The organism is Allobosea sp. 05T438 (assembly GCF_056396025.1).
On record NZ_JBFTKQ010000015.1, the window covers coordinates 74303 to 99023 of the forward strand.

19 protein-coding genes are annotated in these 24721 nt (G+C 68.4%); 13 read left to right on the plus strand and 6 right to left on the minus strand.

Annotated features, from left to right (window positions below; genetic code table 11):
- Positions 1–58: 58 nt before the first annotated feature.
- From AC1DIN_RS23425 to trxA, 5 genes are all read left to right on the plus strand, one after another.
- Positions 59–763 carry a nucleotidyltransferase family protein gene (locus AC1DIN_RS23425; RefSeq protein WP_476811531.1) on the plus strand — a complete coding sequence of 235 codons (705 nt, stop codon included), beginning with the start codon at positions 59–61 and terminating at the stop codon, positions 761–763.
- Positions 756–3866, plus strand: coding sequence for a double-strand break repair protein AddB (gene addB / locus AC1DIN_RS23430; RefSeq protein WP_476811492.1), 3111 nt, complete (start codon positions 756–758; stop codon positions 3864–3866). The genes AC1DIN_RS23425 and addB overlap by 8 nt, the downstream gene beginning before the upstream one ends.
- Positions 3863–7363, plus strand: coding sequence for a double-strand break repair helicase AddA (addA, locus tag AC1DIN_RS23435; protein ID WP_476811493.1), 3501 nt, complete (start codon positions 3863–3865; stop codon positions 7361–7363). Before addB ends, addA begins: the two co-directional genes overlap by 4 nt.
- Complete coding sequence (locus AC1DIN_RS23440) at positions 7360–8016, plus strand: DUF1345 domain-containing protein (protein ID WP_441473067.1); 657 nt, start codon at positions 7360–7362, stop codon at positions 8014–8016. Before addA ends, AC1DIN_RS23440 begins: the two co-directional genes overlap by 4 nt.
- Positions 8017–8134: 118 nt before the next feature.
- Positions 8135–8455 carry a thioredoxin gene (gene trxA / locus AC1DIN_RS23445; protein WP_038366779.1) on the plus strand — a complete coding sequence of 107 codons (321 nt, stop codon included), beginning with the start codon at positions 8135–8137 and terminating at the stop codon, positions 8453–8455.
- Between the two features lie 234 nt (positions 8456–8689).
- Here trxA and AC1DIN_RS23450 read toward each other — a convergent pair whose 3' ends face one another.
- The gene (locus AC1DIN_RS23450) at positions 8690–9082 is read right to left on the minus strand and encodes a DoxX family protein (protein WP_441473066.1); all 393 of its coding nucleotides are present in this window, start codon (positions 9080–9082) and stop codon (positions 8690–8692) included.
- 266 nt (positions 9083–9348) lie between these two features.
- Between AC1DIN_RS23450 and AC1DIN_RS23455 the strand changes: the two genes are divergently transcribed.
- Positions 9349–11499: a transglycosylase domain-containing protein gene (locus AC1DIN_RS23455; RefSeq protein ID WP_476811494.1), complete on the plus strand. Its 2151-nt coding sequence runs from the start codon at positions 9349–9351 to the stop codon at positions 11497–11499.
- Between the two features lie 185 nt (positions 11500–11684).
- Here the strand turns inward: AC1DIN_RS23455 and AC1DIN_RS23460 are convergent, their stop codons facing one another.
- The 3 genes from AC1DIN_RS23460 to AC1DIN_RS23470 are packed head-to-tail and all read right to left on the minus strand — an operon-like array spanning position 11685 to position 14800.
- Positions 11685–12881, minus strand: a complete 1197-nt coding sequence (locus AC1DIN_RS23460; RefSeq protein ID WP_441473064.1) for a multidrug effflux MFS transporter — start codon at positions 12879–12881, stop codon at positions 11685–11687.
- Positions 12882–12938: 57 nt separating this feature from the next.
- Complete coding sequence (locus AC1DIN_RS23465; protein ID WP_476811532.1) at positions 12939–13583, minus strand: glutathione S-transferase family protein; 645 nt, start codon at positions 13581–13583, stop codon at positions 12939–12941.
- Between the two features lie 29 nt (positions 13584–13612).
- Positions 13613–14800 carry a diaminopropionate ammonia-lyase gene (locus AC1DIN_RS23470; RefSeq protein WP_476811495.1) on the minus strand — a complete coding sequence of 396 codons (1188 nt, stop codon included), beginning with the start codon at positions 14798–14800 and terminating at the stop codon, positions 13613–13615.
- Between the two features lie 100 nt (positions 14801–14900).
- Here AC1DIN_RS23470 and AC1DIN_RS23475 point away from each other — a divergent pair, with 100 nt between their 5' ends.
- Entirely contained in the window at positions 14901–15380 is a 480-nt protein-coding gene (locus AC1DIN_RS23475; RefSeq protein WP_441473061.1) for an Lrp/AsnC family transcriptional regulator, read from the plus strand.
- Between the two features lie 115 nt (positions 15381–15495).
- Positions 15496–17286: a chloride channel protein gene (locus AC1DIN_RS23480; RefSeq protein WP_476811533.1), complete on the plus strand. Its 1791-nt coding sequence runs from the start codon at positions 15496–15498 to the stop codon at positions 17284–17286.
- Positions 17287–17417: 131 nt separating this feature from the next.
- On the opposite strand, the gene AC1DIN_RS23485 is transcribed toward AC1DIN_RS23480, so the two are convergent.
- Positions 17418–17933: a hypothetical protein gene (locus tag AC1DIN_RS23485; protein WP_476811496.1), complete on the minus strand. Its 516-nt coding sequence runs from the start codon at positions 17931–17933 to the stop codon at positions 17418–17420.
- Between the two features lie 171 nt (positions 17934–18104).
- Between AC1DIN_RS23485 and AC1DIN_RS23490 the strand changes: the two genes are divergently transcribed.
- The 5 genes from AC1DIN_RS23490 (at position 18105) to AC1DIN_RS23510 (ending at position 23405) form a co-directional block, all read left to right on the plus strand.
- Positions 18105–19172 (plus strand): ABC transporter ATP-binding protein, encoded by a 1068-nt coding sequence (locus tag AC1DIN_RS23490; protein ID WP_476811497.1) that lies wholly within the window; start codon positions 18105–18107, stop codon positions 19170–19172.
- A gap of 15 nt (positions 19173–19187) precedes the next feature.
- Entirely contained in the window at positions 19188–20318 is a 1131-nt protein-coding gene (locus AC1DIN_RS23495) for an ABC transporter substrate-binding protein (RefSeq protein WP_441473058.1), read from the plus strand.
- 184 nt (positions 20319–20502) lie between these two features.
- Positions 20503–21339 carry an ABC transporter permease gene (locus tag AC1DIN_RS23500; protein WP_476811498.1) on the plus strand — a complete coding sequence of 279 codons (837 nt, stop codon included), beginning with the start codon at positions 20503–20505 and terminating at the stop codon, positions 21337–21339.
- The gene (locus tag AC1DIN_RS23505) at positions 21336–22166 is read left to right on the plus strand and encodes an ABC transporter permease (protein WP_476811499.1); all 831 of its coding nucleotides are present in this window, start codon (positions 21336–21338) and stop codon (positions 22164–22166) included. Before AC1DIN_RS23500 ends, AC1DIN_RS23505 begins: the two co-directional genes overlap by 4 nt.
- A gap of 201 nt (positions 22167–22367) precedes the next feature.
- Positions 22368–23405, plus strand: coding sequence for an aldo/keto reductase (locus AC1DIN_RS23510; RefSeq protein ID WP_476811500.1), 1038 nt, complete (start codon positions 22368–22370; stop codon positions 23403–23405).
- Positions 23406–23408: 3 nt separating this feature from the next.
- Here AC1DIN_RS23510 and AC1DIN_RS23515 read toward each other — a convergent pair whose 3' ends face one another.
- Positions 23409–24683, minus strand: a complete 1275-nt coding sequence (locus AC1DIN_RS23515) for a M20/M25/M40 family metallo-hydrolase (protein ID WP_441473054.1) — start codon at positions 24681–24683, stop codon at positions 23409–23411.
- Positions 24684–24721 lie beyond the last annotated feature (38 nt).

A 24721-nucleotide genomic window follows, 5' to 3' on the forward strand; every position in this document is an offset into this window, starting at 1 on the left:
TCCGATCGATACGGAGATTCGCGTGACCTCAACCGCTTCGCCGCCGATCCGCCGGGCGATGGTGCTGGCGGCCGGGCTCGGGCAGCGCATGCGCCCCATCACCGACACGCTGCCGAAGCCGCTGGTGAAGATCGGGGGCAAGGCGATGCTGGACCATATGCTCGACCGGCTGGCCGATGCCGGCGTCGAGGACGCTGTCGTCAACGTCCACCATCTCGCCGGGCAGGTCGAGGCGCATGTCGCCGGGCGCGCCCGGCCGCGCATCGCCATCTCTGATGAGCGCGCCGAATTGCTGGAAACCGGCGGCGGCGTGAAGAAGGCCCTGCCGCTGCTTGGAGCTGCGCCGTTCTACCACGTCAATTCCGACGCGCTCTGGCGCGAGACGGGCCGGCCCGCCATGCAGGCGATGTCCGAAGCCTGGGATCCGGCGCGGATGGACATGCTGCTCCTGCTCGCCGAGCGCAAGACCAGCCTCGGCTTCGACGGCGCCGGTGACTTCTTCCTCGGAGAGGATGGCCGCCTGACCCGGCGCGGCGCGGCTGAGAGCGCGCATTGGGTCTATGCCGGCGTCGCCATCCTGAAACCGGAGCTCTTCGCCGACACGCCGGAAGGGCCATTCTCGCTCAATCTGCTCTTCGACCGCGCCATCGCTCGCGGTCGCCTGTTCGGCGAAGTGCTGGAGGGGCGCTGGCTGCATGTCGGCACGCCCGAGGCGATCGCGCCGGCGGAAGCCGCCTTCGCCGCGCAGCCGGTCGATGCCTGAACTCAATCTGTTCAGCACACCGGCCGGCGCGCCCTTTCTGGATGTTCTGGCCGAAGCGATGCTGGACGGGCGCCTGGGGGCGATCCACGACCCCGGCGATCCGGCGGCGATGGCGCGCGCCACGCTCTACCTGCCGACGCGCCGCGCCGCGCGCGCCTTCACCGCGATCCTGGCCGAGAAGCTCGGCGGCAAGCCGCTCCTGCTGCCGCGTATCGTCCCGCTTGGCGATGTCGACGAGGCCGAGACGGCGCTGATCGGCTCCGGCGCCTGGACGGGCGAGCGCCTTGTTCCGATCGAGCCATTGCCCCGCCGCATGCTGCTGACCCGGCTCGTCGACGCCTGGGGCCGCACCGCCAACCGCAGCCATCTCAGGCTCGATCCGTCGGAGCCGTCCCTGGTGCCGGCGACGCTGGCGGAGGCCTATGGGCTGGCTGGCGACCTCGCCGACCTGCTCGATCAGATGCAGACCGAAGGTGTGCCGGTCGAGAAGCTGGCCGGCCTCGACGCCGCGCGCTTCGACAGGGTCTGGCAGCTCAATGCGAGCTTCCTCGCCATTCTCGGCGAAGCCTGGCCGCAGATTCTCGCTGATCGGGGCGCCACCGACCCGGCCGAGTTTCGCAATCGGATGCTGGCGGCCGAGCGCGAGCGGCTGCTTGCGGGCGGGGCGAGGGGGCCGATCATCGCTGCAGGCTCGACCGGCACCGTCCCGGCCACGGCGCGGCTGCTCTCCGCCATCGCGCGGCTTCCAAACGGGGCGGTCGTCCTGCCCGGCGTCGATCTCGGGCTGGACGAGCGCGCCTGGAACGCCATCGCTAAGGAACCCGCGCCTTCGCATCCGCAGGCGGCGCTGCGTCACCTGATGGAGACGCTCGGCGCGGAGCGCGCCGATGTCCGCGAACTCGCCGCGCCCGATGCCGCACGCCATGCGCGGGGAGAGCTGCTGCGCGAGGCGATGCTGCCGGCCTCGGTGACGGAGCTCTGGGCGAGCCTCGGCCAACGTTTCGCGCCCGGCGAGGCGGAGGCAGGCTTCGCCGGCCTGCGTATCGTCGAGACGGCCGACGAGCGCGAGGAGGCGCTCACTGTCGCGATCGCGCTGCGCGAGACGCTGGAGCGACCGCAGGCGCGGGCGGCGCTGGTGACGCCCGATCGGGGCCTTGCCGAGCGCGTCGCCGTCGAGCTCGCGCGTTGGGGCGTCGAGGTCGATGATTCCGCCGGGCAGCCGCTCGGGCGCTGGCCGGCAGGCTCGCTGCTGCGGCTGATCCTGGAGGCGGCGCTGGCGCAGATGACGCCGGCCTCGCTCGTCCCGCTCTTCGCCCACCCGCTCTGCCGGCTTGGCTTGAGCCGGGAAGCGCTGGCGCGGGGAGCCGCGGCACTGGAAATCGGCTGCTGGCGCGGCAATGCCGTCGGCAGGGGGCTGGCGGGCCTGCATCTGGCGCTCGGCGAATGGAGCGAGCTGCGCGAGGCTGGTCACGTTCCCGGCCCGCGCAGGCGCTTGACGGCGGAGGATGCTGCCGCGGCAGCGGCCGTGCTCCACGCGCTGGAAGCAGCCTGCGCGTCGCTGCTCGAAGCGCTCTTCCTCGGCGAGCCGTCGCTTGGAGCCGTCGCTGCAGCTGCGCAGGCGGCCGTTACCGCCGTCAGCGCGACAGAGGCCGGGACGCCGCTCGCTTTCATCGGCCCAGATGGCGAGGCGCTGGCCGGGCTGTTCGACGATCTCGTCGCGGCGAAGGACGTCATGCCGCCCGGCGGCCGGCCGCAGGATTTCGTCGCGATTCTCGACGGCCTGCTCGCCGAGCGCGCGGTCAAGCGGGCGACGCCGGGCCATCCGCGCGTCGCCATATGGGGCCTGCTTGAGGCGCGCCTGCTCGAAGCCGACCATATCGTGCTCGGCGGCCTGAACGAGACGGTCTGGCCGCCGCAGACCACGACCGACTCCTTCATCAACCGGCCGATGCGTGCCGAGCTCGGCCTCTCGCCACCGGAGCGCCGGATCGGCCAGACCGCGCATGATTTCGCCCAGGCGCTGATGGCGGCGCGCGAGGTCACGCTGACGCGGCCGCGCAAGGTCGGCGAGGCCGAGACCATCGCCTCGCGCTTTTGGCAGCGGCTGCACGCGGTGACGCCGAAGCAGGCATGGAGCAAGGCGCTCGACGAAGGCCGTCGCCTGCGCGGGCTCGCCGCCCTGCTGAGCGCGCCCGCCGATGCGAGGCCGGTTGGGCGGCCGAAACCGCGCCCGCCGCGCGAAATCCAGCCGCTATCCCTCAGCGTCACCGAAGTCGAGACGCTTTATCGCGATCCCTATCAGATCCACGCGCGCAAGATCCTGAAGCTCGACGCCCTCGACGGGCTGATCGAGGATCCGACGGCTCAGGATCGTGGCCGGCTGCTGCACAACATCGTAGAGAGCTTCACCACAACCTATCCCGAGCAATTGCCGGCCGACGCGCTGGGGCAGTTGATCGCCATCGGCGACAGACTCTTTCGCGACTTCGATGACGTGCCTGAGGTCCGCGCTTTCTGGTGGCCGCGCTTCCTGCTGACGGCCGGGCATTTCATCCGCTGGGAGGAGCGCAGGCGGCCCGGCATCGCCCGCATCGGCGTCGAGCTCTTCACCGGCGCGAGCTTCAGGCTGGCCGACGGCAGCGAATTCCGCCTGAGCGGGCGGGCCGACCGCATCGAGCTGACGCGCGAGCCGGCGCTGCGGATCGTCGACTTCAAGACCGGGGCTCCGCCCAGCAAGGCACAGGTCGAGAAGGGTTTCGCGCCGCAATTGACGCTGGAAGCCGAGCTGGCGGCGCGTTCCGGCTTCAAGGGGCTCGCAGGGCCGACGCCGGTCGAGGCTGTCATTTACATGAAGCTCCACCATGACCCGAAGGGCTGGGCCAAGGACAAGCCGCTCGACTTCGATGGCGAGCCGCTGGCCGATGTCGCAGCCCGCCACCTGGACAATCTGCTGAAACATCTCGATGCGCTACGCACCGGTCGCGAGGCCTATGTCTCGCGGCGGGCACCTGACTACATCCGTTACGCCAGCCCTTACGACCATCTCGCCCGGGTCAAGGAATGGTCGGCGGCGCCCGGTGGTGACGAAGGAGGCGAGGCGTGAAGCCGGGCTGGATCGTCCCGTCGCTGACCAATCAGCGCCAGGCGCTGGCTGCCGATCCCGGCCTCTCCGCCTGGGTCTCGGCCAATGCCGGCTCTGGCAAGACCCATGTGCTGGTCAACCGCGTGCTGAGGTTGCTGCTGGACGGCGTCCAGCCGAGCAGGATGCTCTGCATCACCTATACCAAGGCGGCCGCCGCCAACATGGCGAACCGCATCTTCAAGGCGCTCGGCGCCTGGGCGACGTTGGATGAGGCCGTCCTTGCCAAGGAGCTGACCAATCTGACCGGCAGCGCGCCCAGCGCCGCCGAGCGGGCCAAGGCGCGCCGCCTCTTCGCCGAGGCGCTGGAGACGCCGGGCGGGCTGCGCATCGAGACGATCCACGCCTTCTGCACCCGCGTGCTGCAGGCCGCGCCCTTCGAGGCCAACGTGCCGCCGCGCTTCGAGGTGGCCGATGATCTCGCCCAGGCCGAGATGCTGCGCGAGGCGCGGCGCGAATTGCTGGCCCTGGTCGCCGCGAACCCGGATGGGGCGGAGGCCCGCGCGCTCGACCTGCTGGCGCAGCTCGCGGCGCAGGATTCCTTTGAGACCATGGTGCAGGAGGCGCTGCGCCAGCGGGCCCTGTTCAGCGACGAGAACGGCCGCGCCCGCGACCCGCAGGAGATGCTGGCCGGCATCGCCGCCTTCCTCGGCATCGACCCCGATCTCGATGCCGACACGGTGAAGCGGGCCTTTCGCGCCGAATTGGCCGCGCTGCCTGGCCGTCAGGCCCTGATCGAGGCACTCCACTCCGGCAGCGCGACGCGCCAGAACCTCGCCGGGACCCTGCGCACGCTGCTCGCCGGGCAGGATGATGGCGATCCGATCGCCTTCTGCCGGCGCGGCTTCATCACCGAAGCCGGAACGATCAACGCCAATATCCGCGGCAAGGGCAAATCCGAGTTCGAGGGTGCCACGCTGGCGACGCTGGAGGCGCTCGCCGCCTGCCTGCTGACGGCGGCCGATGCGATCAACGCCGTCGCCATCCGCGACCGCAGCGCAGCGCTCGCTTTGCTGGTCACGCGCATGCTCGCTTCCTATCAGCGCCAGAAGAGCCTGCGCTCGCTGCTCGACTATGACGACCTGATCGCGCGGACGCGTTCGCTCTTGGAGCGGGTCGAGGCGGCCTGGGTGCTCTACAAGCTCGATGCCGGCATCGACCACATCCTGCTCGACGAGGCGCAGGACACCGGCGAGGCGCAATGGGCGATCCTGCGCAAGCTCGCGGAGGAATTCACCGGCGGTGGCGATCTCAGGCCGAAGCCACGCACCATCTTTGTCGTCGGCGACGAGAAGCAGTCGATCTACGGCTTCCAGGGGGCAGCGCCGGCCGCCTTCGGCGAGGAGCGCCGTGCGCTCGGCCGGCGCATCGCGGAGGCCGAACTCGCCTTCGAGGCGATCAGCCTCAACACCTCCTTCCGCTCGGCGCCGGACATCATGCAGGCAGTCGATGCCGTCTTCGCCTTGCCCGAGCATGCGCGCGGTCTCGTCTTCGACGGCGCGGCGCGTCCCGAGATGCACGACACGGTTCGACGCAGCGCGCCCGGCACGGTCGATCTCTGGCCGCTCGCCGCCAACGATACCGGCGAGCCGCCGGACGCCTGGACCACGCCGGTCGACGCGCCCGAGCGTCGGAGCGGCACGGTGAAGCTCGCCGAGCGCATCGCGCGGACCTTGCAGCGCTGGCACCGCGACCGCCGTGACGATCGCGGCAACCCCTTCGCCGCCGGCGACGTGATGATCCTGCTGCGCCAGCGCGGCGCGCTCTTCGAGGCGATCGTCAAGGCGCTGAAGGATGCCGGCGTGCCCGTCACCGGCCGCGACCGGCTGACGCTCGCCGAGCATCCGGCGGTGGAGGATCTCGTCGTGCTCGGCCGCGCGCTGCTGCTGCCGGACGACGACCTGACGCTCGCCACCGCCTTGAAGACGCCGTTGATCGACCTGAACGACGACGATCTCCTGCGCCTCGCGCCCGGCCGCAAGGGCTCGCTCCGAGCTGCCCTGCAGGAAGCTGCGGCGAGCGAGCCGCGCTATGCCGCCGCCGAAGCGAGGCTCGTTAACTGGGCGCGCGAGGCTGGCCGTTCCGGCCCGTTCCGCTTCTTTGCCGGGCTGCTCGGCCCCGGCGGCGGGCGCAACCTCGCCATCGCCCGGCTCGGCGCCGAGGCGGGCGACGCGCTCGATGCCTTCCTCAATGCCGCGCTCGATCATGAACGGCGTTACGGCCCCTCGCTCGCCGGCTTCCTCCAGCATGTCACCGGCAGCGCCGCCGACGTGAAGCGCGATCTCTCGGCCAGCGCCGGCGAGGTTCGCGTCATGACCGTCCACGGCTCGAAAGGTCTGGAGGCGAAGATCGTCATCCTCGCCGATCTCGGCGTCGAGCCCGGCGCCAAGCGTCTGCCGAAGATACTCGCCGTATCGACGCCGCGTGCTGGCCTCGTGCCGATCTGGCCACCGGCGAGCGCCGAGGACACGCAGGCGACGGCCGCAGCCAAGGCGACCGTCGTCGCGCAGATGGTCGAGGAGCATCATCGCCTGCTCTATGTCGCCATGACCCGCGCCGAGGATCGGCTGATCGTCTGCGGCGCGCAGGCCAAGGGCGACCCGCCGGCCGGAAGCTGGTACGCGATGATTGCGCAAGGGCTTGCGCAGTCGGAGGCGGGCCTCGCCACCCTTGGGGAGGGCGAGGATGCGATCCTGCGCTTCTCCGTGACGCCTCCGAGGCCGGCGGAAGAAGAGGCGCAGGTGCAGCCGGCCGAGCCGGTTCTGCAGCCCCCCGCCTGGCTGACGAAACCGGCCTCGCGCGAGGCCGAACCCGCACCGCCGCTGAAGCCGTCGAACGCCCTCTCGGCAGCCGATGGCGAGGAGCGGCCGGGCGACGGACCCTTCCTCGCGGAGGCGGCTGCCGCCGGCCGGCTGGCGCATCTGCTGCTCCAGCTCCTGCCCGATCTTCCGGCCGAGCGCCGCACCGGGGCGGCAGACGCCTTGGCGCAGGCACGCGGCGGCGCGTTGCCGCCGCAGCGGCGTGCCCGCATCGTCGCGCAGGCGCTCGCTCTCCTGGCCGAGCCGGGCCTTACCGCGCTCTTTGCCGAAGGGGCGCTGGCGGAGGTGCCCGTCGCAGGCGCCATCCGCCTGCCGGACGGTGCGGTGCGCGCGGTCTCCGGCCGGATCGACCGGCTGGCCGTCACCGCCGAAAGCGTCGTCATTGCCGATTTCAAGACCACAGCCCGGCCGCCGGAGCGGGCCGATGCGATTCCGGTCGGGACTCTGGCGCAGCTCGCGGCCTACGCCGCGCTGATGCAGGAGATCTATCCAGACCGGGCGATCCGGGCGCTGGTCGTCTACACCGCGAACCTCGCCCATTTCGAACTTGCTGCCGCGCAGCTCGACGCGGCGCTCCTCGCCTTGGCAGGCGCCGCGGCGGGCGCTAGCGTCGGCCGCTCCGACGGATCGTCCCGGCCATGAAGCTCCTGCCATCCCTGCTGCTGCGCCCGCGCCTTCTGGCGGCTCTCGGTGCTGGCGTGGGGTTGGCGGCGCTGCTGCCCGGCGACTGGCGGTGGGCGACGCGCTTCCTGGTTGCCTGGGATGCTGGCGCGATCTTCTATCTGGGCCTGCTTGGCGCGACCATGTTCACCGAGTCGGTCGACGAGATCAGGGCGCGGGCCGAGCGGCAGGACGAGGGCGCCTTCGCCATTCTTATCATCGCCTGCCTGGCGGCGAGCGCCAGCCTGGTCGCCATCGTGGTTCAGCTCAGCGGCATTGGGGCGGTTCCGGCCAGCGGACGCGGGATTCACCTCGCGCTGGGTGGCGTCACGATCCTGTGTTCATGGACGCTGCTGCACGCCTTCTTCACGCTGCACTATGCCGGCATCTACTATCGCGGCGGCAAGTCCAAGCCCTGTCTAGATTTCCCGGGCAAGACCGATCCGAACTATGTCGATTTCCTGTATTTCTCCTACACGATCGGCTGCACCTCGCAGACCTCCGATATCGGCGTGACGACGCGGCAGGCGCGCGGCGTCGTGCTGCTGCATTCCATCCTTGCCTTCGTCTTCAACACCTCGATCCTGGCGATGGCGATCAATGTCGGGGCAAGTCTGGTCTCAGCCGGCTCGTGACGCGCCGGCCTCGGCTCTGCCCTGCGATGCACGCGCCTTGACCGGAGGGGCGGGCGTTCATAGCTTCGCTGGCGAAGGGCGGCATTGCCGCCCGTTGAAAACCGAAAGGCGGCCAGTCATGGCAACGAGCAAGGTAACCGATCAGAGCTTCGAGGCCGACGTCCTGAAGTCGTCCGAGCCGGTCGTCGTCGATTTTTGGGCGGAATGGTGCGGCCCCTGCCGCATGATCGGCCCGGCGCTCGAGGAAATCGCGACCGAGCTCAACGGCAAGGTCAAGATCGTCAAGATGAACGTCGACGAGAATCAGCAGATCCCGGCGCAGTTCGGCATCCGCTCGATCCCGACGCTGATGTTGTTCAAGGACGGCAAGCTCGCCTCGCAGAAGGTCGGCGCTGCGCCGAAGAGCGATCTGTCGCGCTGGATCTCGGCGGCAGTCTGAGCCGTTTCGCGTCCCCTATGAAGAAGGCCCGCTTTCGGTGGAAAGCGGGCCTTTTCGATTCGTCGATTTGGACCGGTGGTTTGGCCGGGGCCAAGCCCTCGTCCTGAGGGGATCAAAGGCCGTGTCGGAGGGCGCTCCTGATGCCTCGATCGCTTCCTGGAGCATCCTTCGAGACGCCGTTCCTGCCGGGATGGCTCCGCGGGAAGGGGCTCGACGGCTTTTGAATTCAGGTTCTCAGGCGCGGCTTTCCTTGTCGATCGCGAAGGCGCCCGCCCCGGCGAAAACGAAGTAGAGGAAGACGAAGCAGTAGAGGATCGCCGCGTCGCCGCCGTTGAGTGCCGGGTAGAGGCTCTTCGGCGCATGCGCCATCCAGTAGGCGAAGGCCATCTGGCCGGAGAGGACGAAGGCGACAATCCGGGTCTGGAAGCCGACGAGCATCAGAAGGCCGCCGGCGAGTTCGAGGGCACCCGCGAACCACATGAGCGTAAAGGCCGGGGGCAGCACGCCGCCGGCCGGCGGGGCCGGGAAGCCGAGGAGCTTCTGCGTGCCGTGCAGGATGAAGATCAGTGCGGTGACGATACGCAGCAGGCCGAGCACATGCGGCGCATAGCGATTGAGCGAGTTCATCTGGGTCCTCTGTCGACGAAAACGAATAAGTGGCGATGTGTTCCTGCGCGTTTCCCGTCCGGGTTTTAGGCAGGGCTTCCGATTTTGCGCAATATCCCGCTCGATGACGATTTCGTTTGCGCATTTGCAAGTTTGATCACGTTCTCGCGACGACTGTGCCTTCGCCGCCGCATCGCACCCTTAACCGTCCCTTAAAAGCGCCATGTTTGAATCCTGTGTGACCTGACCGCATTGCGAAGGCGGTGTGTCGGCCGAAACGGGACAGGATGAACGACCGGATCAAACGGGGCGAGCGGCGCGAGCCGTCCTTCGACGACGAGAGCGGCGCAAGCCGCGATGATTTCGACATGCGCGTTTCTGACGACGATCGCCCGCTTCACCGTCACCGCGCTGCGCCGCGTCCGCAGCCGCGCAGCCAGCCGGTGCGCAACAAGCGCAGCGGCGGAGGAGGTGGCGGCAAGCGCCGCGGCCGCCGTCGGCGCTCGCTGCTCGGCGGGCTGTTCTATTGGACGATGGTGCTCGGCCTGTGGTGCGCCATCGGCCTTGGCGGCTTCATCGCCTATCACGCTTCGCAGCTGCCGCCGATCGATCAGCTCACCGTGCCGAAGCGGCCGCCGAACATCGCGATCCTCGCCGCCGACGGCTCGCTGCTCGCAAATCGCGGCGAGACCGGCGGGCGCACCATCACCATCGGCGAGATCCCGCCCTATCTGCCCAGGGCCTTCGTCGCGATCGAGGACCGGCGCTTCTACGAGCATTTCGGCATCGATCCGATCGGCATCAGCCGCGCGCTCGTCACCAATCTGCGCGGCCGCGGCGGCGTGCAGGGCGGCTCGACGCTGACCCAGCAGCTCGCCAAGAACCTGTTCCTGACGCAGGAGCGCACCGCCGCCCGCAAGATCCAGGAAGCGATCCTGGCGCTCTGGCTGGAGCGCACCTACACCAAGGACCAGATCCTCGAGCTCTATCTCAATCGCGTCTATTTCGGCTCCGGCGCCTATGGCGTCGAGGCCGCGGCGCAGCGCTATTTCAACAAGTCGGCGCGCTCGGTGACGATCGCGGAGGCGGCGATGCTCGCCGGCCTCGTCCAGGCGCCGTCGCGGCTCGCGCCCAACCGCAATCCCGATCTTGCCGAGAAGCGCGCCCAGCTCGTCATTGCCGCGATGGCCGATCAGGGGTTCATCACGCAGGCTGCGGCCAAGACCGCGCTGACCGCGCCGGCCGAGGTGCCCGAGCGTGTCGGCGCTGGCTCGGTCAATTACGCCGCCGACTACGTCATGGACGTGCTCGACGACTTCATCGGCGCGGTCGAGGGCGACGTCACCGTGCTCACCACGCTCGACACCAAGCTGCAGAGCTCGGCAGAGACGATCTTGGTCGATGCGCTCTCGGCACAAGGCGCCAAGCTCAACGCCTCGCAGGGCGCGGTTGTCTCGCTCGCGCCGGACGGCGCGATCCGCGCGCTGATCGGCGGGCGCGACTATACCAAGAGCCAGTTCAACCGCGCCACGGCGGCGCGGCGCCAGCCGGGCTCTTCCTTCAAGCCCTTCGTCTATCTGACGGCGATGGAGAAGGGCATGACGCCCGACACGATCCGCGACGACTCGCCCGTCTCGATCAAGGGTTGGGAGCCGGAGAACTATTCGCGCACCTTCCGCGGACCGGTGACGCTCGCGACGGCGATGCAGCATTCGCTCAACACGGTGTCCGCCCGGCTGATCCAGGAGGTGACGCCCAAGGAGGTCGTCCGCACCGCCCAGCGCCTCGGTATCAGCTCGGCTCTGCAGCCGAACCTGTCGCTGGCGCTCGGCACGTCGGAGGTGACCCCGCTGGAGATGACAGCTGCCTACGCGACCTTCGCCAATGGCGGCCAGTCGGTGCTGCCCTATGTCATCCGCGAAGTGCGACAGACCAGCGGCAAGGTCGTCTATGCCCGCAAGGCCGCGGGCCTCGGTCAGGTCATCCAGCCGCAATATCTCGCGATGATGGATACGATGTTCAACGGCGTGATGAACGGCGGCACCGGCAGCAAGTTCAACATCCCGGGCTGGCAGGTCGGCGGCAAGTCGGGCACGACGCAGGATTACGGCGACGCATGGTTCGTCGGCTTCACCGCCAAACTCGTCACGGCCGTCTGGGTCGGCAATGACGACAATTCGAAGATGAAGCGCGTCACCGGTGCCGGGCTGCCTGGCGAGATATGGGGCAAGTACATGAAGGCCGCCCATGCCGGCGCCCAGCCCATTCCGCTGCCCGGCGGCTTCTGGCAGGGCGCGCCGAAGACGATCTTCGGCGACGGTGCGCCGGTGGCCGATGCCGGCACCCCCGCGCCGACTCAGCCCGCCAGTTCGGATCGCGCCTGGGTGAAGCCGGCGCCGCAGGAGCGCAACTTCTTCGAGCGGCTCTTCGGCGGTTGAAGAACTGCACCGTCATTCCGGCGCGGCCCGCAGGGCCGAGCCCCGAACCCATAATCCGCAGGCGGTTCAGGAAAAGCCTGCGAACGAGCCGCGTCGTCCTGCTCGAACCGTGGTTATGGTTCCGGGCTCCTCGCTGATGCGAAGCGCCGGAAAGACGGCGTGGTGCTGTTGGAACGCAGGGCGGTCTAAGCTTTCGCCGCACGGATGGCCCGCGTCGCCCGGAACAGCACGAGGGCGGCGACGCCGAGCGTCGACATTACCAGGGGCAGCGGCAGCGCCGCGTTCTTGAGCAGATGGCCGACGAGCAGCCCCACGCAGGCCGAGAGCAGCATCTGGCACAGGCCGTTGAAGGACGAAGCCGCACCGGCCCGGTCCGGGAAGGGCATCATTGCCGAGGCCTGAGCCTGCGGCATGGTGAGCCCCACGCCGCAGGCATAGAGCGCCATCGGCACCACGACGCCTGCCGCTCCGCCGAAGCCGGTGAGGACGCCGACCAGCATGGCAAGCCCGCCCCCGGCGAGGCAGGCGACCCCGAGCGAGATCACCTCGTCCATGCTGCGCCGACCGACGAGCCGCTGGGCGATGATCGTGCCGGTGATGTAGCCGAGCACGCCGAAACCGAAGGAGAAGCCGTACTCGACCGGGGTGAGCCCGTAGACGCCGATCAGCACGAAGGATGAGCCGGAGATGAAGGCGAAGAGCCCGGCATAAGCGAGCGCGGTGAGCGCGACATAGACGCGGAAGGCGCGGTTGTGCAGCAGCACGCCGAAACCGCGGAAGATCGCGATCGGCGAAAGCGGCTGCGGCGAGCGCACGCGCAGCGTCTCCGGCATGACCGTTACGATGACGATGGCCAGCGCCAGCCCGAAGGCGAGGGAGGCGACAAAGGTCGAGCGCCAGCCGAAGGCGACCTGCAGCACGCCGCCGATCACCGGTGCCACGGCGGGGACGAGGCCCATGATCATGCCCATCCGCGCGAGCTCGCGTCCGGCGCGCGCGCCGTCATAGAGGTCTCGCACCATGGCGCGGCCGAGCACGATCGGACCCGATGCCCCGAGCGCCTGCAGCGCCCGCGCGAATGTCAGCGCTCCGATCGAGGGAGCGAGCGCGCAGGCCAACGTCGCCAGCGTGAAAAGGCCCAGGCCAGCGAGCAGGACGGGCTTGCGGCCGAGCCGGTCCGAAAGCGGCCCCCAGAAGATCTGCCCCGCGGCGAAGCCGAACAGGAAGGATGAGAGCGTCGCCTGGGCGCCGGCCACATCCGTCTCCATCACCCGCGCGATCTCGGGCAGGGACGGCAGGTAGAAATCGGTGGAGAGTGGGCCGAGCGCCGTCAGCATGGCGAGGACGGCGGTCATCGCCAGCGTATCGGGACGAAGCTTCATGGGCGGCCTCCGGCGCGGCCGGAACCGGCCGCGCGCCCCTGCTACGACGTCAGCCGGTCATCCGGCAATGGCGACGGGCGCCGGGCCGTCCTGAGTCTCGCCATGATAGGCGGTCGCCCGCATCGAGGAGCGGTGCGAGAATTCCTCGTACCAGCGCGTCAGACGGGGGCGTTTGGCCCGGAAATCCGGCAGCGCGCGGAACTCCAGCCAGGCCAGCGCCGTGGCCAATCCGATCTGCCCGATATCGACGGGGCCGTCGAACGGCCCCTGCCGCTCCAGCAGGTCATAGGATTCGACGAGCTTCGCTGTCTGGCCCTCCTGGAGCGGCGGGTAGCGCAGAGCCTCCGGCCGGCGCAGCGTCTCCCAGCGCAGTGCGATGCCGGCATCGCAGAGCCCTTGCGCGACGGCGTGAAGGCGCAGCCCCTGCCAGCGCTCGGCCCCGGCCGCGGGGATCAGCTTCCGCCCGGCATGAAGCCCGTCGAGATAGTCGCAGATCACCAGCGAATCGAAGACCGCGCCTGCCTCCGGCGTGATCAAAACCGGCACCTTGCCGAGCGGATTGACCGCGAAGACCGCGGCGTTGCGGTTCGTCGGGCTGGTCTCGTGGTCGATGATGTCGAGACGATCGGCGATGCCGGCCTCATATGCGAAGACGATGGTCTTGCGCGCATACGGCGAATGGCTCTGCGAATAGAGCGTCAGCCGCTCGGACGGGGCGTGCGCCGATGCGGTCATGCTGCAATCTCGGCCGGTTCGAGGCCCACGAGCTCGGCATAGCGCGCCGGGTCGGTCGCGCCTTCCGTGTTGACGAGGAAGACGCGCGAGGAGGCATCGAGCTTCAGCGCGGCGCGTGTCTCCGGGTTGCGCAGGGCCGCAAGCAGGCCGGCGAGCCCAGCCGCCCCGCTTTCGCCGGCGACGATGGCTGGATCGCCCGCGGCCGGGCGGGCGAGGCGGTTCATCGCCTCGACGGCATCGGAATCCTCTGCCGTCAGGAAGGCGTCGGCGGCGCGGTAGAGCACGCGCAGGGCCAGCGGCGAGGGGTCGTAGCATTCGAGCATCGCCATGACGGTCGGCGCGCCATGGGCGATCTTGACCGGCCGCCCCTGCCGCGCCGCCTCGAAGACGCAGGCGGCCCGCGACGGTTCGACCACGGTGAAGAACGGTCGCTCATCGCCGAAACGGGTCTGCATCTGCGCAGCGAGCGCGGCGGCGATGCCGCCGACGCCGGCCTGCACGAAGACATGGCTCGGCTGCGCCGGCATCTGCGCCAGCGCCTCGCGTGCAATGGCGGTGTAGCCTTGCATGACCAGGCCAGGGATGCGCTCGTAGCCTTCCCACGACGTATCGGAAACGATGGTCCAGCCGCGCTCGGTCGCGACGCGGGCGGCCTCGACGACGGAATCGTCATAGGTGCCGGCGACGCGCACCATTTCGGCGCCGAAGCGGGCGATCGCGGCGACGCGCTCGTCGCTGACGCCGCCATGGACGAAGATCACCGCCTTCGCTCCGAGCAGTTGCGCGCCCTGCGCCACCGAGCGGCCGTGATTGCCGTCGGTGGCGCAGGCGAAGGTCATCCCGGCGGCCACGGCGCGGACCGCAGGGTCGTTCATGTCGGCATCGCCAAGGCGGCGGCCGAGCTTCTCGGAGGCCGCCTCCAAGGCGAGCCGGATCACCGCATAGGCGCCGCCGAGCGCCTTGAAGCTGCCGAGGCCGAGGCGCTGGCCCTCGTCCTTGATGAAGAGCGCTCCGATGCCGAGCGCGGCGGCGAGGCCGGGCAGGCTGCGCAGCGGCGTCGGGACATGGTTCTGGCGCTGGGCGAGATGCGCCTCGATCGCATCGGCCCCGGCTGGGCCGAGCGTCTCGACATCGTCGGGATGGAGGGCAGAGCGATAGTCGGGGTGGTGGTTGAGCAGGAACATGGCGACCTCGGTGCTTGCTCACGAATGGATATTGCAAGCGAGGCGAAAAAGGCGCTGGATTTCGGGCAGGCCTATGCAAGTTTGTTTCTCAGGATGCGCCATGCCCGAGGCAGCCGTCTACGATCTCGACGCCTTCGACCGCGCGATCCTCGCTGTCCTGCAGCAGGACAACACCACGCCGCAGCGCGTGATCGGCGAGCGCGTCAACCTTTCCGCGCCGGCCGTGCAGCGCCGTATCCGCCGGATGGAGGCGAGCGGCGTCATCCGCGCCAATGTCGCCGTGGTCGATCCGGCGGCGCTCGGCCATCCGATCACGCTCTTCGTCGAAGTGGAACTGGTCAGCGAGACGGCTGTCGACATCGACGCCGCCAAGACCGCCTTCCTCGCCGCGCCCGAGGTGCAGCAGTGCTACTACGTCACCGGCGAGGTCGATTTCATGCTGGTCGTGCTGGTGCCGAGCATGGCGGCCTATGAGGCGCTGACACGGCGCCTCTTCTTCGCCAACCCCAATATCCGCAAGTTCCGCAGCTTCGTCGCCATGGACCGGGTGAAGACGGGGCTCGCGGTGCCCGTTTCGTAGCGGTCCCGCAGCAGGCGCAGGCGCGGCATCGCCGGCGCGTCTTGTTCTGGCCGCGACGATATGCGACCGCGGACGGATGTGACGAACGAGCCTGACGGGCCTTGCCTTGATCACTGTGAAAGCCACCCCAGCATCTGCCGGAGCGGGCGATGCCCCGCAGGGCTTGCGCGCGCTCATCCGCTCGAGCGATATCGGCGTCGTCGTGCTGGCCTCCGTGGTCGGCGTCTTCGCCGGGCTGATCGTGCTGGCGATGTCGTTCGCGACGCAGCTCCTGCATGAGCTCATCTTCGGATTGGCGCATGGCCAGCGTCTGTCGATCGCCACGACGATCCCGGCTTGGCGGGCGCTCGTCGGTCCTGTCCTCGGCGGTCTTGGAATCGGCGTGGCGTCCTGGCTGTTCTTCCGCCGACGCAAGCAGCCGGTCGACCCGATCGAGGCCAATGCGCTGCATGGCGGGCGGATGTCGCTGCGCGACAGCGTCTTCGTCGCGCTCCAGACGATAGGCTCCAGCGGTGCGGGCGCCTCCGTCGGCCTCGAAGCCGGCTATACCCAAGCCGCGAGCGGGCTTGCCTCCCATATCGGCCGCCGCCTGCGCCTGCGCCGGGCCGATATGCGCCTGATGGTCGGCTGTGCCGCCGGCGGCGCCATCGGTGCAGCCTTCGATGCGCCGCTGACCGGCGCCTTCTATGCCTTCGAGCTGATCCTCGGCAGCTACTCGATCGCCGCCTTTGCGCCGGTGATGGCCGCGACCTTCATGGCGACCGTGACCCACAGTCTGCTCGCGCCTTCGCTGCTCGCGGTCGAGGTGCCGCCGATCGGGCCGATCATCGTCTCCGACCTGCCCCTCGTCGTGATGTTGGGGGCGGCCTGCGGGCTCGCCGGCATCGTCGTCATGCGCGCCGCCGCCTTTGTCGAAGCCGTCTTCCGGCGTTCGCGCATCCCGACCTGGCTGAGGCCGGCCTTCGGCGGCCTCCTCGTCGGTGCGCTGGCGATCTGGAGCCCGTCGGTGTTCTCGGCCGGTCACGGCGCGATCAACCTCTATCTCGGGGTTGACACGAATCTTGCGTTCCTAGCCCTGGTCCTCCTCGCCAAGGCATTGGCATCCTCGATCTCGATCGGCTCAGGCTTCCGTGGCGGCCTGTTCTTCGCCTCACTGCTGCTCGGCGTGCTGACCGGGCGCCTCTTCATCGGCGTTTTGTCGCTGGCCTTCCCCAACCTCGCCGGTCACGAGACGCTGTTTGCACTGGTCGGCATGAGCTCGCTCGCCGTGTCGGTCGTCGGCGGGCCGATGACCATGGCCCTGCTGGCCCTCGAGATGACCGGCGATCTCAAGCTGACGCTCGCCGTCGTCGGCGCGGCCGGCGCGGCCTCGCTGGTGACACGCCGGCTCTTCGGCTTCTCCTTCGCGACATGGCGCTTCCACCTGCGCGGCGAAAGCATCCGCGGCGCCCATGATATCGGCTGGATGCGCGACCTCACCGCCGGCAGCATGATGCGCATCGAGGTGCCGAAAATCGCGGCCGACGCCACCATCGCCGAGGCGCGGCTGAAATACCCGCCGGGTTCCACCAACTACCTCGTCGCGATCGGACCCGGCGATGCCTATGCCGGCATGGTGCCGCCCGGCGCGCTCTACGAGCCCGATCCGGGGCTCGACGAAGAGGCGGCAGCCGAGCCGGCCCCGCGCACCGTCCGCCATCTGCTGCGCAATCGCGATCGCATGCTGCTGACCGACATGTCGGTGCGCGACACGCTGAAGCTCTTCGACGAGTCGGAGAGCGAGGCGCTGCCGGTGGTCGCCGACCGCGACAGCCGCCGTCTCGTCGGCATCCTCAGCGAGGCGCATGCGATCAAGCGCTACAGCGACGAGGTCAGCCGCCGCAATCGCGAGCTGACCGGCGAGTAGCGCCGCGCACCGTCATTGCGAGCGAAGCGAAGCAATCCAGGGGACTAGGCAGAACGGTTCAGCCCAGTCCTTCCTGGATTGCTTCGTCGCTTCGCTCCTCGCAATGACGGCGGGCGGCGGTCATCCGCCACTCAGCTCGAACGCAGCCTTGTCTGCGAGACGACCCGCCATTCAGCGATCGGGATATCCTGCCCCGAGGTCACGATGCCGATCCGGTCGAAATGGATCGCGCGGCCGGCGAGTCGCGCGTGCACCTCCGCGATCGCAGCTGCTTTGGCCGCAGCCTCGACAGGTCCATAGAGCAGCGAGACATGCGGCATGAAGCTGTCGAAGCCTTCGGGATCGAGGGCGCGCTTGAGGTTCGCCAGCGGCTGCGAGACCGCGAAGCGGGCATAGAAGGAGCGGAAGAAGGCCTCGCTCCCCTCGACGCACGCCACGGGTTCCGAGAAGGCTGAGACCGTTTCCGCCGCAGCTGCAATGGCTTGCGCCAGCGCGGCTGGCGGCATCCCCGTGTCACCTTGCAATGTCAGATGTGGCGCGAAGAGCGGGGTGCCGAAACGCCCCGACAAATCGCCGACGAGACCGCTCAGCATCGCCTCGTCGGAGGGAGACGCCATGAGCCAGAGAGAATGTATCTGCGCTGTCATCCAAGTTTCACAAAGCTCTTGCACATAGTGCGCCCCATACGTAATGTTTATTTCAATCGCTCCAGTGAATGGAAGAAAAATTCCATTCACTGGACACAAAAACGAAGGTGGGGAGTGGGCGCCTTGCAGCCAGAAACGCAAGCCAGAGCGGGTAGTGGCGCGGCCATTGGCGTGCGCGCGCTCAAGGTCTCCTATAGCGGCACGCGCGTGCTGCACGGCATCGACCTGGACTTCGCGCCCGGGAGCTTCACGGCGCTGCTCGGCTCCTCCGGCTGCGGCAAGACGACCCTTCTGCGCTCGCTCTCGGGTTTCGTGCCGGTCGACTCCGGCTCGATCGTCGTCGGCGGCAAGGATGTCGCGGGATTGCCGCCGGAGAAGCGCGGCATGGCGATGGTCTTCCAGTCCTATGCGCTCTGGCCGCATATGACCGTGCTGCAGAACATCGGCTACGGCCTCAAGCTGCGCGGCAAGTCGAAGGCCGAGATCGCCGCCAAGGTCGGCGAGATGCTGAACTTCCTCGGGCTTGCCGGCTACGAGAACCGCAAGGTCACGGCCTTGTCCGGTGGCCAGCGCCAGCGCGTTGCGCTCGGCCGTGCGCTCGCGATCGACCCCGGCATTCTGCTGCTCGACGAGCCTCTCTCGAACCTCGATGCGAAGATCCGCATGACCATGCGACATGAGATCCGCGCTATCCAGCAGCGGCTCGGTCTCACCGCCGTCCACGTCACCCATGATCGCGAGGAGGCCATGACCATGGCCGACCGGCTCGTCATTATGCAGGCCGGGTGCGTCGCGCAGGTCGGGACGCCGGAAGAGGTGTATGATCGCCCGGCCACCGCCTTCGTCGCCAATTTCATGGGGGCGGAGAACGTGCTGCCGCTGCGCATCGAACGCGGCGAGGGACGAGCTTCCGTCGCTGCCGGCGAAGCCCGCGCGACCCTTGCGGGCGAAGGAGCCGCCGCGCTGCCGGCCGGCGAGACGCTCGCCTATTTCCGCGACGATGTCGCGAGCCTCGATGCGCTCGATGCGCCGGCTGCGGGCGGCGAGCTCGTCGTTCCCGGCACCATCGCCGCGCGCGCCTATCCCGGTGGCGTCTATCGCTACAAGGTCGAAGCCGCCGGCCGCCAGATCACGGTCGACGACGCCGACCGTCACGAACTCGGAACGAAGGTTGGGCTGCGCATTCCGCTGCAGCGCCTTCACATCTTCCCGGCGACCGAGGCCGGGATCGCCGCCTGACAGGGAGTCAGACACATGCGCATTATCACGCTTGCCTGCTCGCTCGCTGCGCTGATCGTGGCTTCGCCGCTATCCGCGCAGACCCTCAACGTCGCCTCCGCCGGCGACCAGAACATGGTCGACTACGTCAAGGACTATCTCGGGCCGATGTTCGAGAAGGCCCATCCGGGCGTGAAGGTCGTCTCGGTCGGCACCGGCCCGGGCGATTCCGGCTCGCAGAAGATCTACGAGAAGCTCGACGCCCAGAAGGGCGCTGCCGCGACCGATTTCGACGTGCTCGTCATTCACCAGAAGGCCGCCGGCCAGATGGTCAAGGAAGGGCTGCTGAACAAGTACACGGCCAATGTCGATACGGCCAAGCTCGCCACCGGCGACGCCGCCAAGAACGCTCTCGGCACCGACGTGACCGGCTACGTCATCCCGATGTTCCAGTCGCAGACCGCGCTCGCCTACAATGCCGACATGGTCAAGACGCCGCCGGCGACCTTCGCCGAGCTCGCCGACTGGGCCAAGAAGAACCCGAAGCAGTTCGGCTATAACGGCATCAAGGGCGGCATGTCCGGCGTCTCCTTCGTCGCCGGCTGGGTCTATGCCTTCGGCGGCGACGCCGACAAGCTGATCCAGGGCCCCTATGACGCCAACACCAAGGCGAGCTGGGACAAGGCCTTCGGGGAGCTGAAGGAGTTCAACAAGAACGCCGTCATCACCCCCGGCAACGCCGGCACGCTCGACATGCTCAACCGTGGCGAGATCGCGATCGGCCCGGTCTGGGTCGACATGTTCTATTCCTGGCAGGCCGACGGCAAGCTGCCGCCGAACATGAAGCTGAAGCTCGTCTCGCCCGGCATGCCCGGCCAGCCGATGTACTACGCCGTTCCCGAGAAGTCGGCCCAGAAGAAGCTGGCCGAGGCGTTCATCGCGCTCGCCACCAGCCCGCAGGTCCAGGCCGACGGCATCGTCAAGAAGTTCAACTGGTATCCGGGCATCGACGCCAAGAACCTCGAAGGCAAGCTCGACAAGGCCGCCTGGGACAAGCTCTTCACCGACGTCACGCCGGCCGAGCTCGCCAAGAACGGCAAGCCCTTCCCGATCGCGCCCTACTTCAACGACATCCTCGAGGGCTACGAGAAGAAGGTCGCGAACTGAGGTTCGTTCTCTCGAAGGGCCGTCATTCGCGGAGTGCCTCCGCCGTCATCCTCGGGCTTGACCCGAGGATCCCACGACCAGCTCGCTCTGGTTGCTGAGATGGTCGGGTCAAGCCCGGCCATGACGGCCTCTCTCGCCCGGCCATGACCGCCTTTCTCCTTTTCGCGTATAGCCGGCAGGTTCGATGTCTCTTTCCCAACGCCAGCTCGCTCTGCTGCTGATCGCGCCCGGGCTCGCCCTCGTCGCAGCGCTGTTCCTCTATCCGCTCTGCTTTTCGCTGATCTCGGCCTTCACCGGGCCGGATGGCGGCTTCTCGCTCCAGGCCTTCGCCAAGGCCTATGAGCTCTATTCCGGTGACATCCTCTTCACCGTCGTCATCGTGCTCGCCTCCTGCCTGCTGACGGGGCTCACCGCCATCGTCATCGCCGGCACGCTGACGCTGGGCGAGAACCGCTTCATCGTCGGCACGCTCAAGGCGCTCTATCGCTGGCCTCTCTTCATCCCGTTCATCGTCGCGGCGCAGTGCATGCGCACCTTCCTCGCCAAGAACGGGCTGATGAACAATTCCTTCGTCGCCATGGGACTGATGGAACCGCTGCAGGCGGTGAGCTTCCTCGACTGGCGCGGCATCATCGCCACCTTCGTCTGGAAGCAGACGCCCTTCGTCGCGCTGCTGCTCGCCGGCGCGCTCGCCGCGCTCGACCGCGCCACGCTGGAGGCGGGCCGTAATCTCGGGGCTTCGCGGATGCGCGTCCTCGTCGAGCTCGCGCTGCCGCAGGTGATGCCGCAGCTTCTCGTCGCGCTCGTCCTCTCCTTCGTGACGATGCTCTCGGTGCTGTCGGTGCCGATGATGGTGGCGGGCTCGCAGCCGACCATGCTGACCGTCGACATGGCCTTCCGCATCAATGCCTATGGCGACTACGCCACGGCCAATGCGCTCGGCGTCATCACCTACCTGATCTCGGCCGGCGCGGCGATCATCTACCTCAAGCGCGGCATGGCGCAGGAAGGCGCACGATGACCGGGCACGCCATGACCCGCGCCGGCTCCGGCCTGCGCATGCTGTTCGCGGCCTTCGCGCTCGCGGCCTTCGCCTTCTTCCTGATCGGGCCGCTGGTCAATCTGGCGCTATGGTCCGTCGCCGAGCGCTGGTACACGCCCTACAAGCTGCCGGTCGTCTACGGCACGCGCTACTGGGAACAGGTCTTCCGCCCGACCGGCGACGCCATGGCCTCGCTCGCCACCTCGGTCTGGATCGCGGTGCTGACGGTCATCGTCGCGCTCGTGCTCTCGATCCCGGCCGGCTACGCTCTGGCGCGGCTGAAGCTGCCGGCGCGCGCTCTCTTCATGGTCGTGTTCCTGCTGCCGCAGGCCTTTCCCTCGGTCGCGATCTACATCAACGTCGCGCGCATCTTCTATCAGCTCGGCATCAACGGCACGGTCTTCGCGGTCGTGCTCGTCCACGCCGCGCACGGCCTGGTCTATTCGGTCTGGATCGCGGCCGCGGCCTTCGCGGCGGTCGATCGCGATCTCGAGCTGGCGGCCCGCAATATCGGCGCCCCGCCGCTCAAGACCTTCTTCTCCGTGACGCTGCCGCTCGCTGCCCCCGGCATCATCGCCAGCGGCATCTTCGTGTTCCTGGAATCGCTCGACGAGTTCACCGGCACCTTCTTCGTCGGCGTGCCGCAGGTTACCACGCTGCCGCTGCTGCTCTACAATGCGGCGATGGGCGGCAACTATCAGGTCGCCTCGATCACGGCGCTGATCCTGCTGGTGCCCTCGGTGTTGTTCATGCTGTTCATCGAGCGCTTCCTGCGGGCCGATGTGCTCGCCAAGGTCGGAGCCTGAGGCGAGGGCGGGCTTGCGCGCCTGAGGGCGATCCGCAAATCTGCCGCTCCTCGCCATGCCGTCATTGCGAGAAGCGAAGCGACGAAGCGATCCAGGGAGACCGGGTGAGACCTTTGACCCAGTCCACCTGGATTGCTTCGCTTCGCTCGCAATGACGGTTCGGCTTGACGGAAACTGGCTACAACCTCTGGCGGATGACTGATGTCGAACGGCGCTGTTTCCACCCCCGGGACCTTGCCGAAAGGCCGCTCCTTCGCAGGTCTCTCACCCAGCCTGATCGGCTTCGGCGGCGCGCCGCTCGGCGATCTCTACGGTCATCTCGATGAGGTGACGGCGCAGGATACGGTTCGCGCCGCCTTGGCCGTCGGCATCAACCTCGTCGACACCTCGCCGCTCTATGGCCATGGCCTCTCCGAACATCGCATCGGCGCGGCGCTGCGCGGCGTGCCGCGCGAGAGCGTCATCGTCTCCACCAAGGTGGGGCGCTGGATGCAGGCCGGCCAGCCGAAAGGCGACGGCTCGGGCTATGCCGGCGGCCTGCCGCACCCCGCGGTGATCGACTATTCCTATGACGGCGCGATGCGCTCCTTCGAGCAGTCCCTGCTCCGGCTCGGTACCGACCATATCGACATCCTGCTGATCCACGATGTCGATGTCTGGACCCATGGCGACAGGATGGAACAGCGCTTCACGGAGGCCATGGACGGCGCCTATCGCGCGCTGGAGAAGCTCCGCGCGTCCGGGGCGGTCAAGGCGATCGGTGTCGGCGTCAACGAGGCCGAGATGTGCGCGCGCTTCGCGCGATCAGGCGATTTCGACGTGATGATGCTGGCCGGCCGCTATTCGTTGCTGGAGCAGGGCGCGCTGACGGAATTCCTGCCGCTAGCCATTGAGAAGAAGATCGCGGTGATGCTCGCCGGCGTCTTTAACTCCGGCATCCTCGCCACCGGCGCCAAGACCGGTGCCCATTACAACTACAAGCCCGCGCCGCCGGAGATCCTGGCCCGCGTCGCCAGGATCGAGGCGGTCTGCGCCGCCCATGGCGTTGCGCTGCCGCAGGCGGCGCTCGCCTTCTGCGCCGCCCATCCGGCGGTGGCGACGATCGTGCTCGGCGCCGTCACGCCGCAGGAGGTCGCTGGTAATCTCGACCTCGTTGCGCGGCCGGTGCCGGCCGCGCTCTGGCGTGATCTCAAGGCGCAGGGCCTGCTCGCCGCCGAGGCGCCGGTCCCCGAGGCCTGAGCCTTACGCGGCCGGCGCGCCGGTTGAACCGAGATAGTCGACCGCGCAGGCGACGTGCAGCTTCATCACCGCGATGGCTTCGTCGATGGTGACGTGCTCCTCGTCTGTGCCCATGCTGATCGGGGAGGGGCCGCAGATCAGCGCCGGGACGCCCCGCCAACGCCAGTAGCGGGTGTCAGTGCCCCCCAGGCTCGACACCGGCGGCGCGTCATGGCCGAGCAGCTCGCGGATGTTGCCGCGCAGGATATTGGCCATCTCGCTGAAGGGATCGGTGAGGCTCGCCGGGTAGCTGTGGTCCTCATTGACGACCATCTCGCAATCGGCCTCGCGGGCGAGCGCTTCGAGATCGGCGCGGATCGCATCGCGGTCGGAGCCGATCGGGATGCGCATGTCCAAATGGGCGATGCAATGCGTCGGGATCTGCGTCGCCTTCTGCCCGCCTTGCAGGATGCCGACATTGACGGTGATGCGCCGGGCGACATCGCCCGCGCCCTTGCCGAGATTGAGGTCGGCCGCCGCGATCGTCTCCGCTGAGGTCAGCACCGCGTCGATCTCCGGCGGCAGCGCCGCGAGCTTGAGATGGTAGCGATCATAGATCGCGGTCACGAGCCGGCTCACATCCGCGATCGGGTTGCGTGCGCGATGGGCGTAGCCGCCATGGCCGCCGATGCTCTTGGCCGAGAGCGAGAAGCGCAGCGTGCCTTTCTCGGTGAAGCGCAGATTGGCGAGGCCGCTCGGCTCGCCGTTGAGGCAGCAATCGGCCTCCATCTCGTCGCCGAATTCGTCGAACAGATATTTGGTGCCGTAGCGCCCGCCCGACTGCTCGTCCGAGACCACGGTCAGGGACAGCGCGCCGCTCAGCTTCTCGCGATGGGGATAGAGCTGGCAATAGGCGAGGATCGAGGCGAGCGTCCCGGTCTTCATGTCGGAGGCGCCGCGGCCCATGATCTTGCCGTCGACGATCTCGGCTTCCCAGAGCTTCTCGTTGGTGACCGGGAAGATGTCCATATGGCCGTTGAGGATGAGATGGCGGCCGGGATTGCCGGCCTCCCAGCGGCCGATGATGTTCGGCATCTCCGGCACGAAGGCCTCCGTGCGATGCGGCACGCCGGCCGCGTCGAGAAGTTCGCGGACGAAGGCGGCGGCCTCGCGCGTGTCGCCCGGCGGGTTGACGCTCTTGATGCGCAGGAAGCGGCGCAGCAGTTCGACGATCTCGTCGCGACGCGCATCGATCGCCTGAAGCAGCTCGGCCTTCAGGGCGGCGGTATCCTTGGACATGACTCGATCTTCTTGGTCGGCGTTTCGAAAGGGGCTGA

What these genes read in the sequence shown, in the direction of transcription:
- AC1DIN_RS23425 (WP_476811531.1), top strand. Translation starts at nt 59, where the DNA reads ATGGTGCTGGCGGCCGGGCTCGGGCAGCGCATGCGCCCCATCACCGAC.
- addB (WP_476811492.1), top strand. Translation starts at nt 756, where the DNA reads ATGCCTGAACTCAATCTGTTCAGCACACCGGCCGGCGCGCCCTTTCTG.
- AC1DIN_RS23440 (WP_441473067.1), top strand. Translation starts at nt 7,360, where the DNA reads ATGAAGCTCCTGCCATCCCTGCTGCTGCGCCCGCGCCTTCTGGCGGCT.
- trxA (WP_038366779.1), top strand. Translation starts at nt 8,135, where the DNA reads ATGGCAACGAGCAAGGTAACCGATCAGAGCTTCGAGGCCGACGTCCTG.
- AC1DIN_RS23450 (WP_441473066.1), bottom strand. Translation starts at nt 9,082, where the DNA reads ATGAACTCGCTCAATCGCTATGCGCCGCATGTGCTCGGCCTGCTGCGT.
- AC1DIN_RS23455 (WP_476811494.1), top strand. Translation starts at nt 9,349, where the DNA reads ATGAACGACCGGATCAAACGGGGCGAGCGGCGCGAGCCGTCCTTCGAC.
- AC1DIN_RS23460 (WP_441473064.1), bottom strand. Translation starts at nt 12,881, where the DNA reads ATGAAGCTTCGTCCCGATACGCTGGCGATGACCGCCGTCCTCGCCATG.
- AC1DIN_RS23470 (WP_476811495.1), bottom strand. Translation starts at nt 14,800, where the DNA reads ATGTTCCTGCTCAACCACCACCCCGACTATCGCTCTGCCCTCCATCCC.
- AC1DIN_RS23475 (WP_441473061.1), top strand. Translation starts at nt 14,901, where the DNA reads ATGCCCGAGGCAGCCGTCTACGATCTCGACGCCTTCGACCGCGCGATC.
- AC1DIN_RS23485 (WP_476811496.1), bottom strand. Translation starts at nt 17,933, where the DNA reads ATGACAGCGCAGATACATTCTCTCTGGCTCATGGCGTCTCCCTCCGAC.
- AC1DIN_RS23495 (WP_441473058.1), top strand. Translation starts at nt 19,188, where the DNA reads ATGCGCATTATCACGCTTGCCTGCTCGCTCGCTGCGCTGATCGTGGCT.
- AC1DIN_RS23500 (WP_476811498.1), top strand. Translation starts at nt 20,503, where the DNA reads ATGTCTCTTTCCCAACGCCAGCTCGCTCTGCTGCTGATCGCGCCCGGG.
- AC1DIN_RS23505 (WP_476811499.1), top strand. Translation starts at nt 21,336, where the DNA reads ATGACCGGGCACGCCATGACCCGCGCCGGCTCCGGCCTGCGCATGCTG.
- AC1DIN_RS23510 (WP_476811500.1), top strand. Translation starts at nt 22,368, where the DNA reads ATGTCGAACGGCGCTGTTTCCACCCCCGGGACCTTGCCGAAAGGCCGC.
- AC1DIN_RS23515 (WP_441473054.1), bottom strand. Translation starts at nt 24,683, where the DNA reads ATGTCCAAGGATACCGCCGCCCTGAAGGCCGAGCTGCTTCAGGCGATC.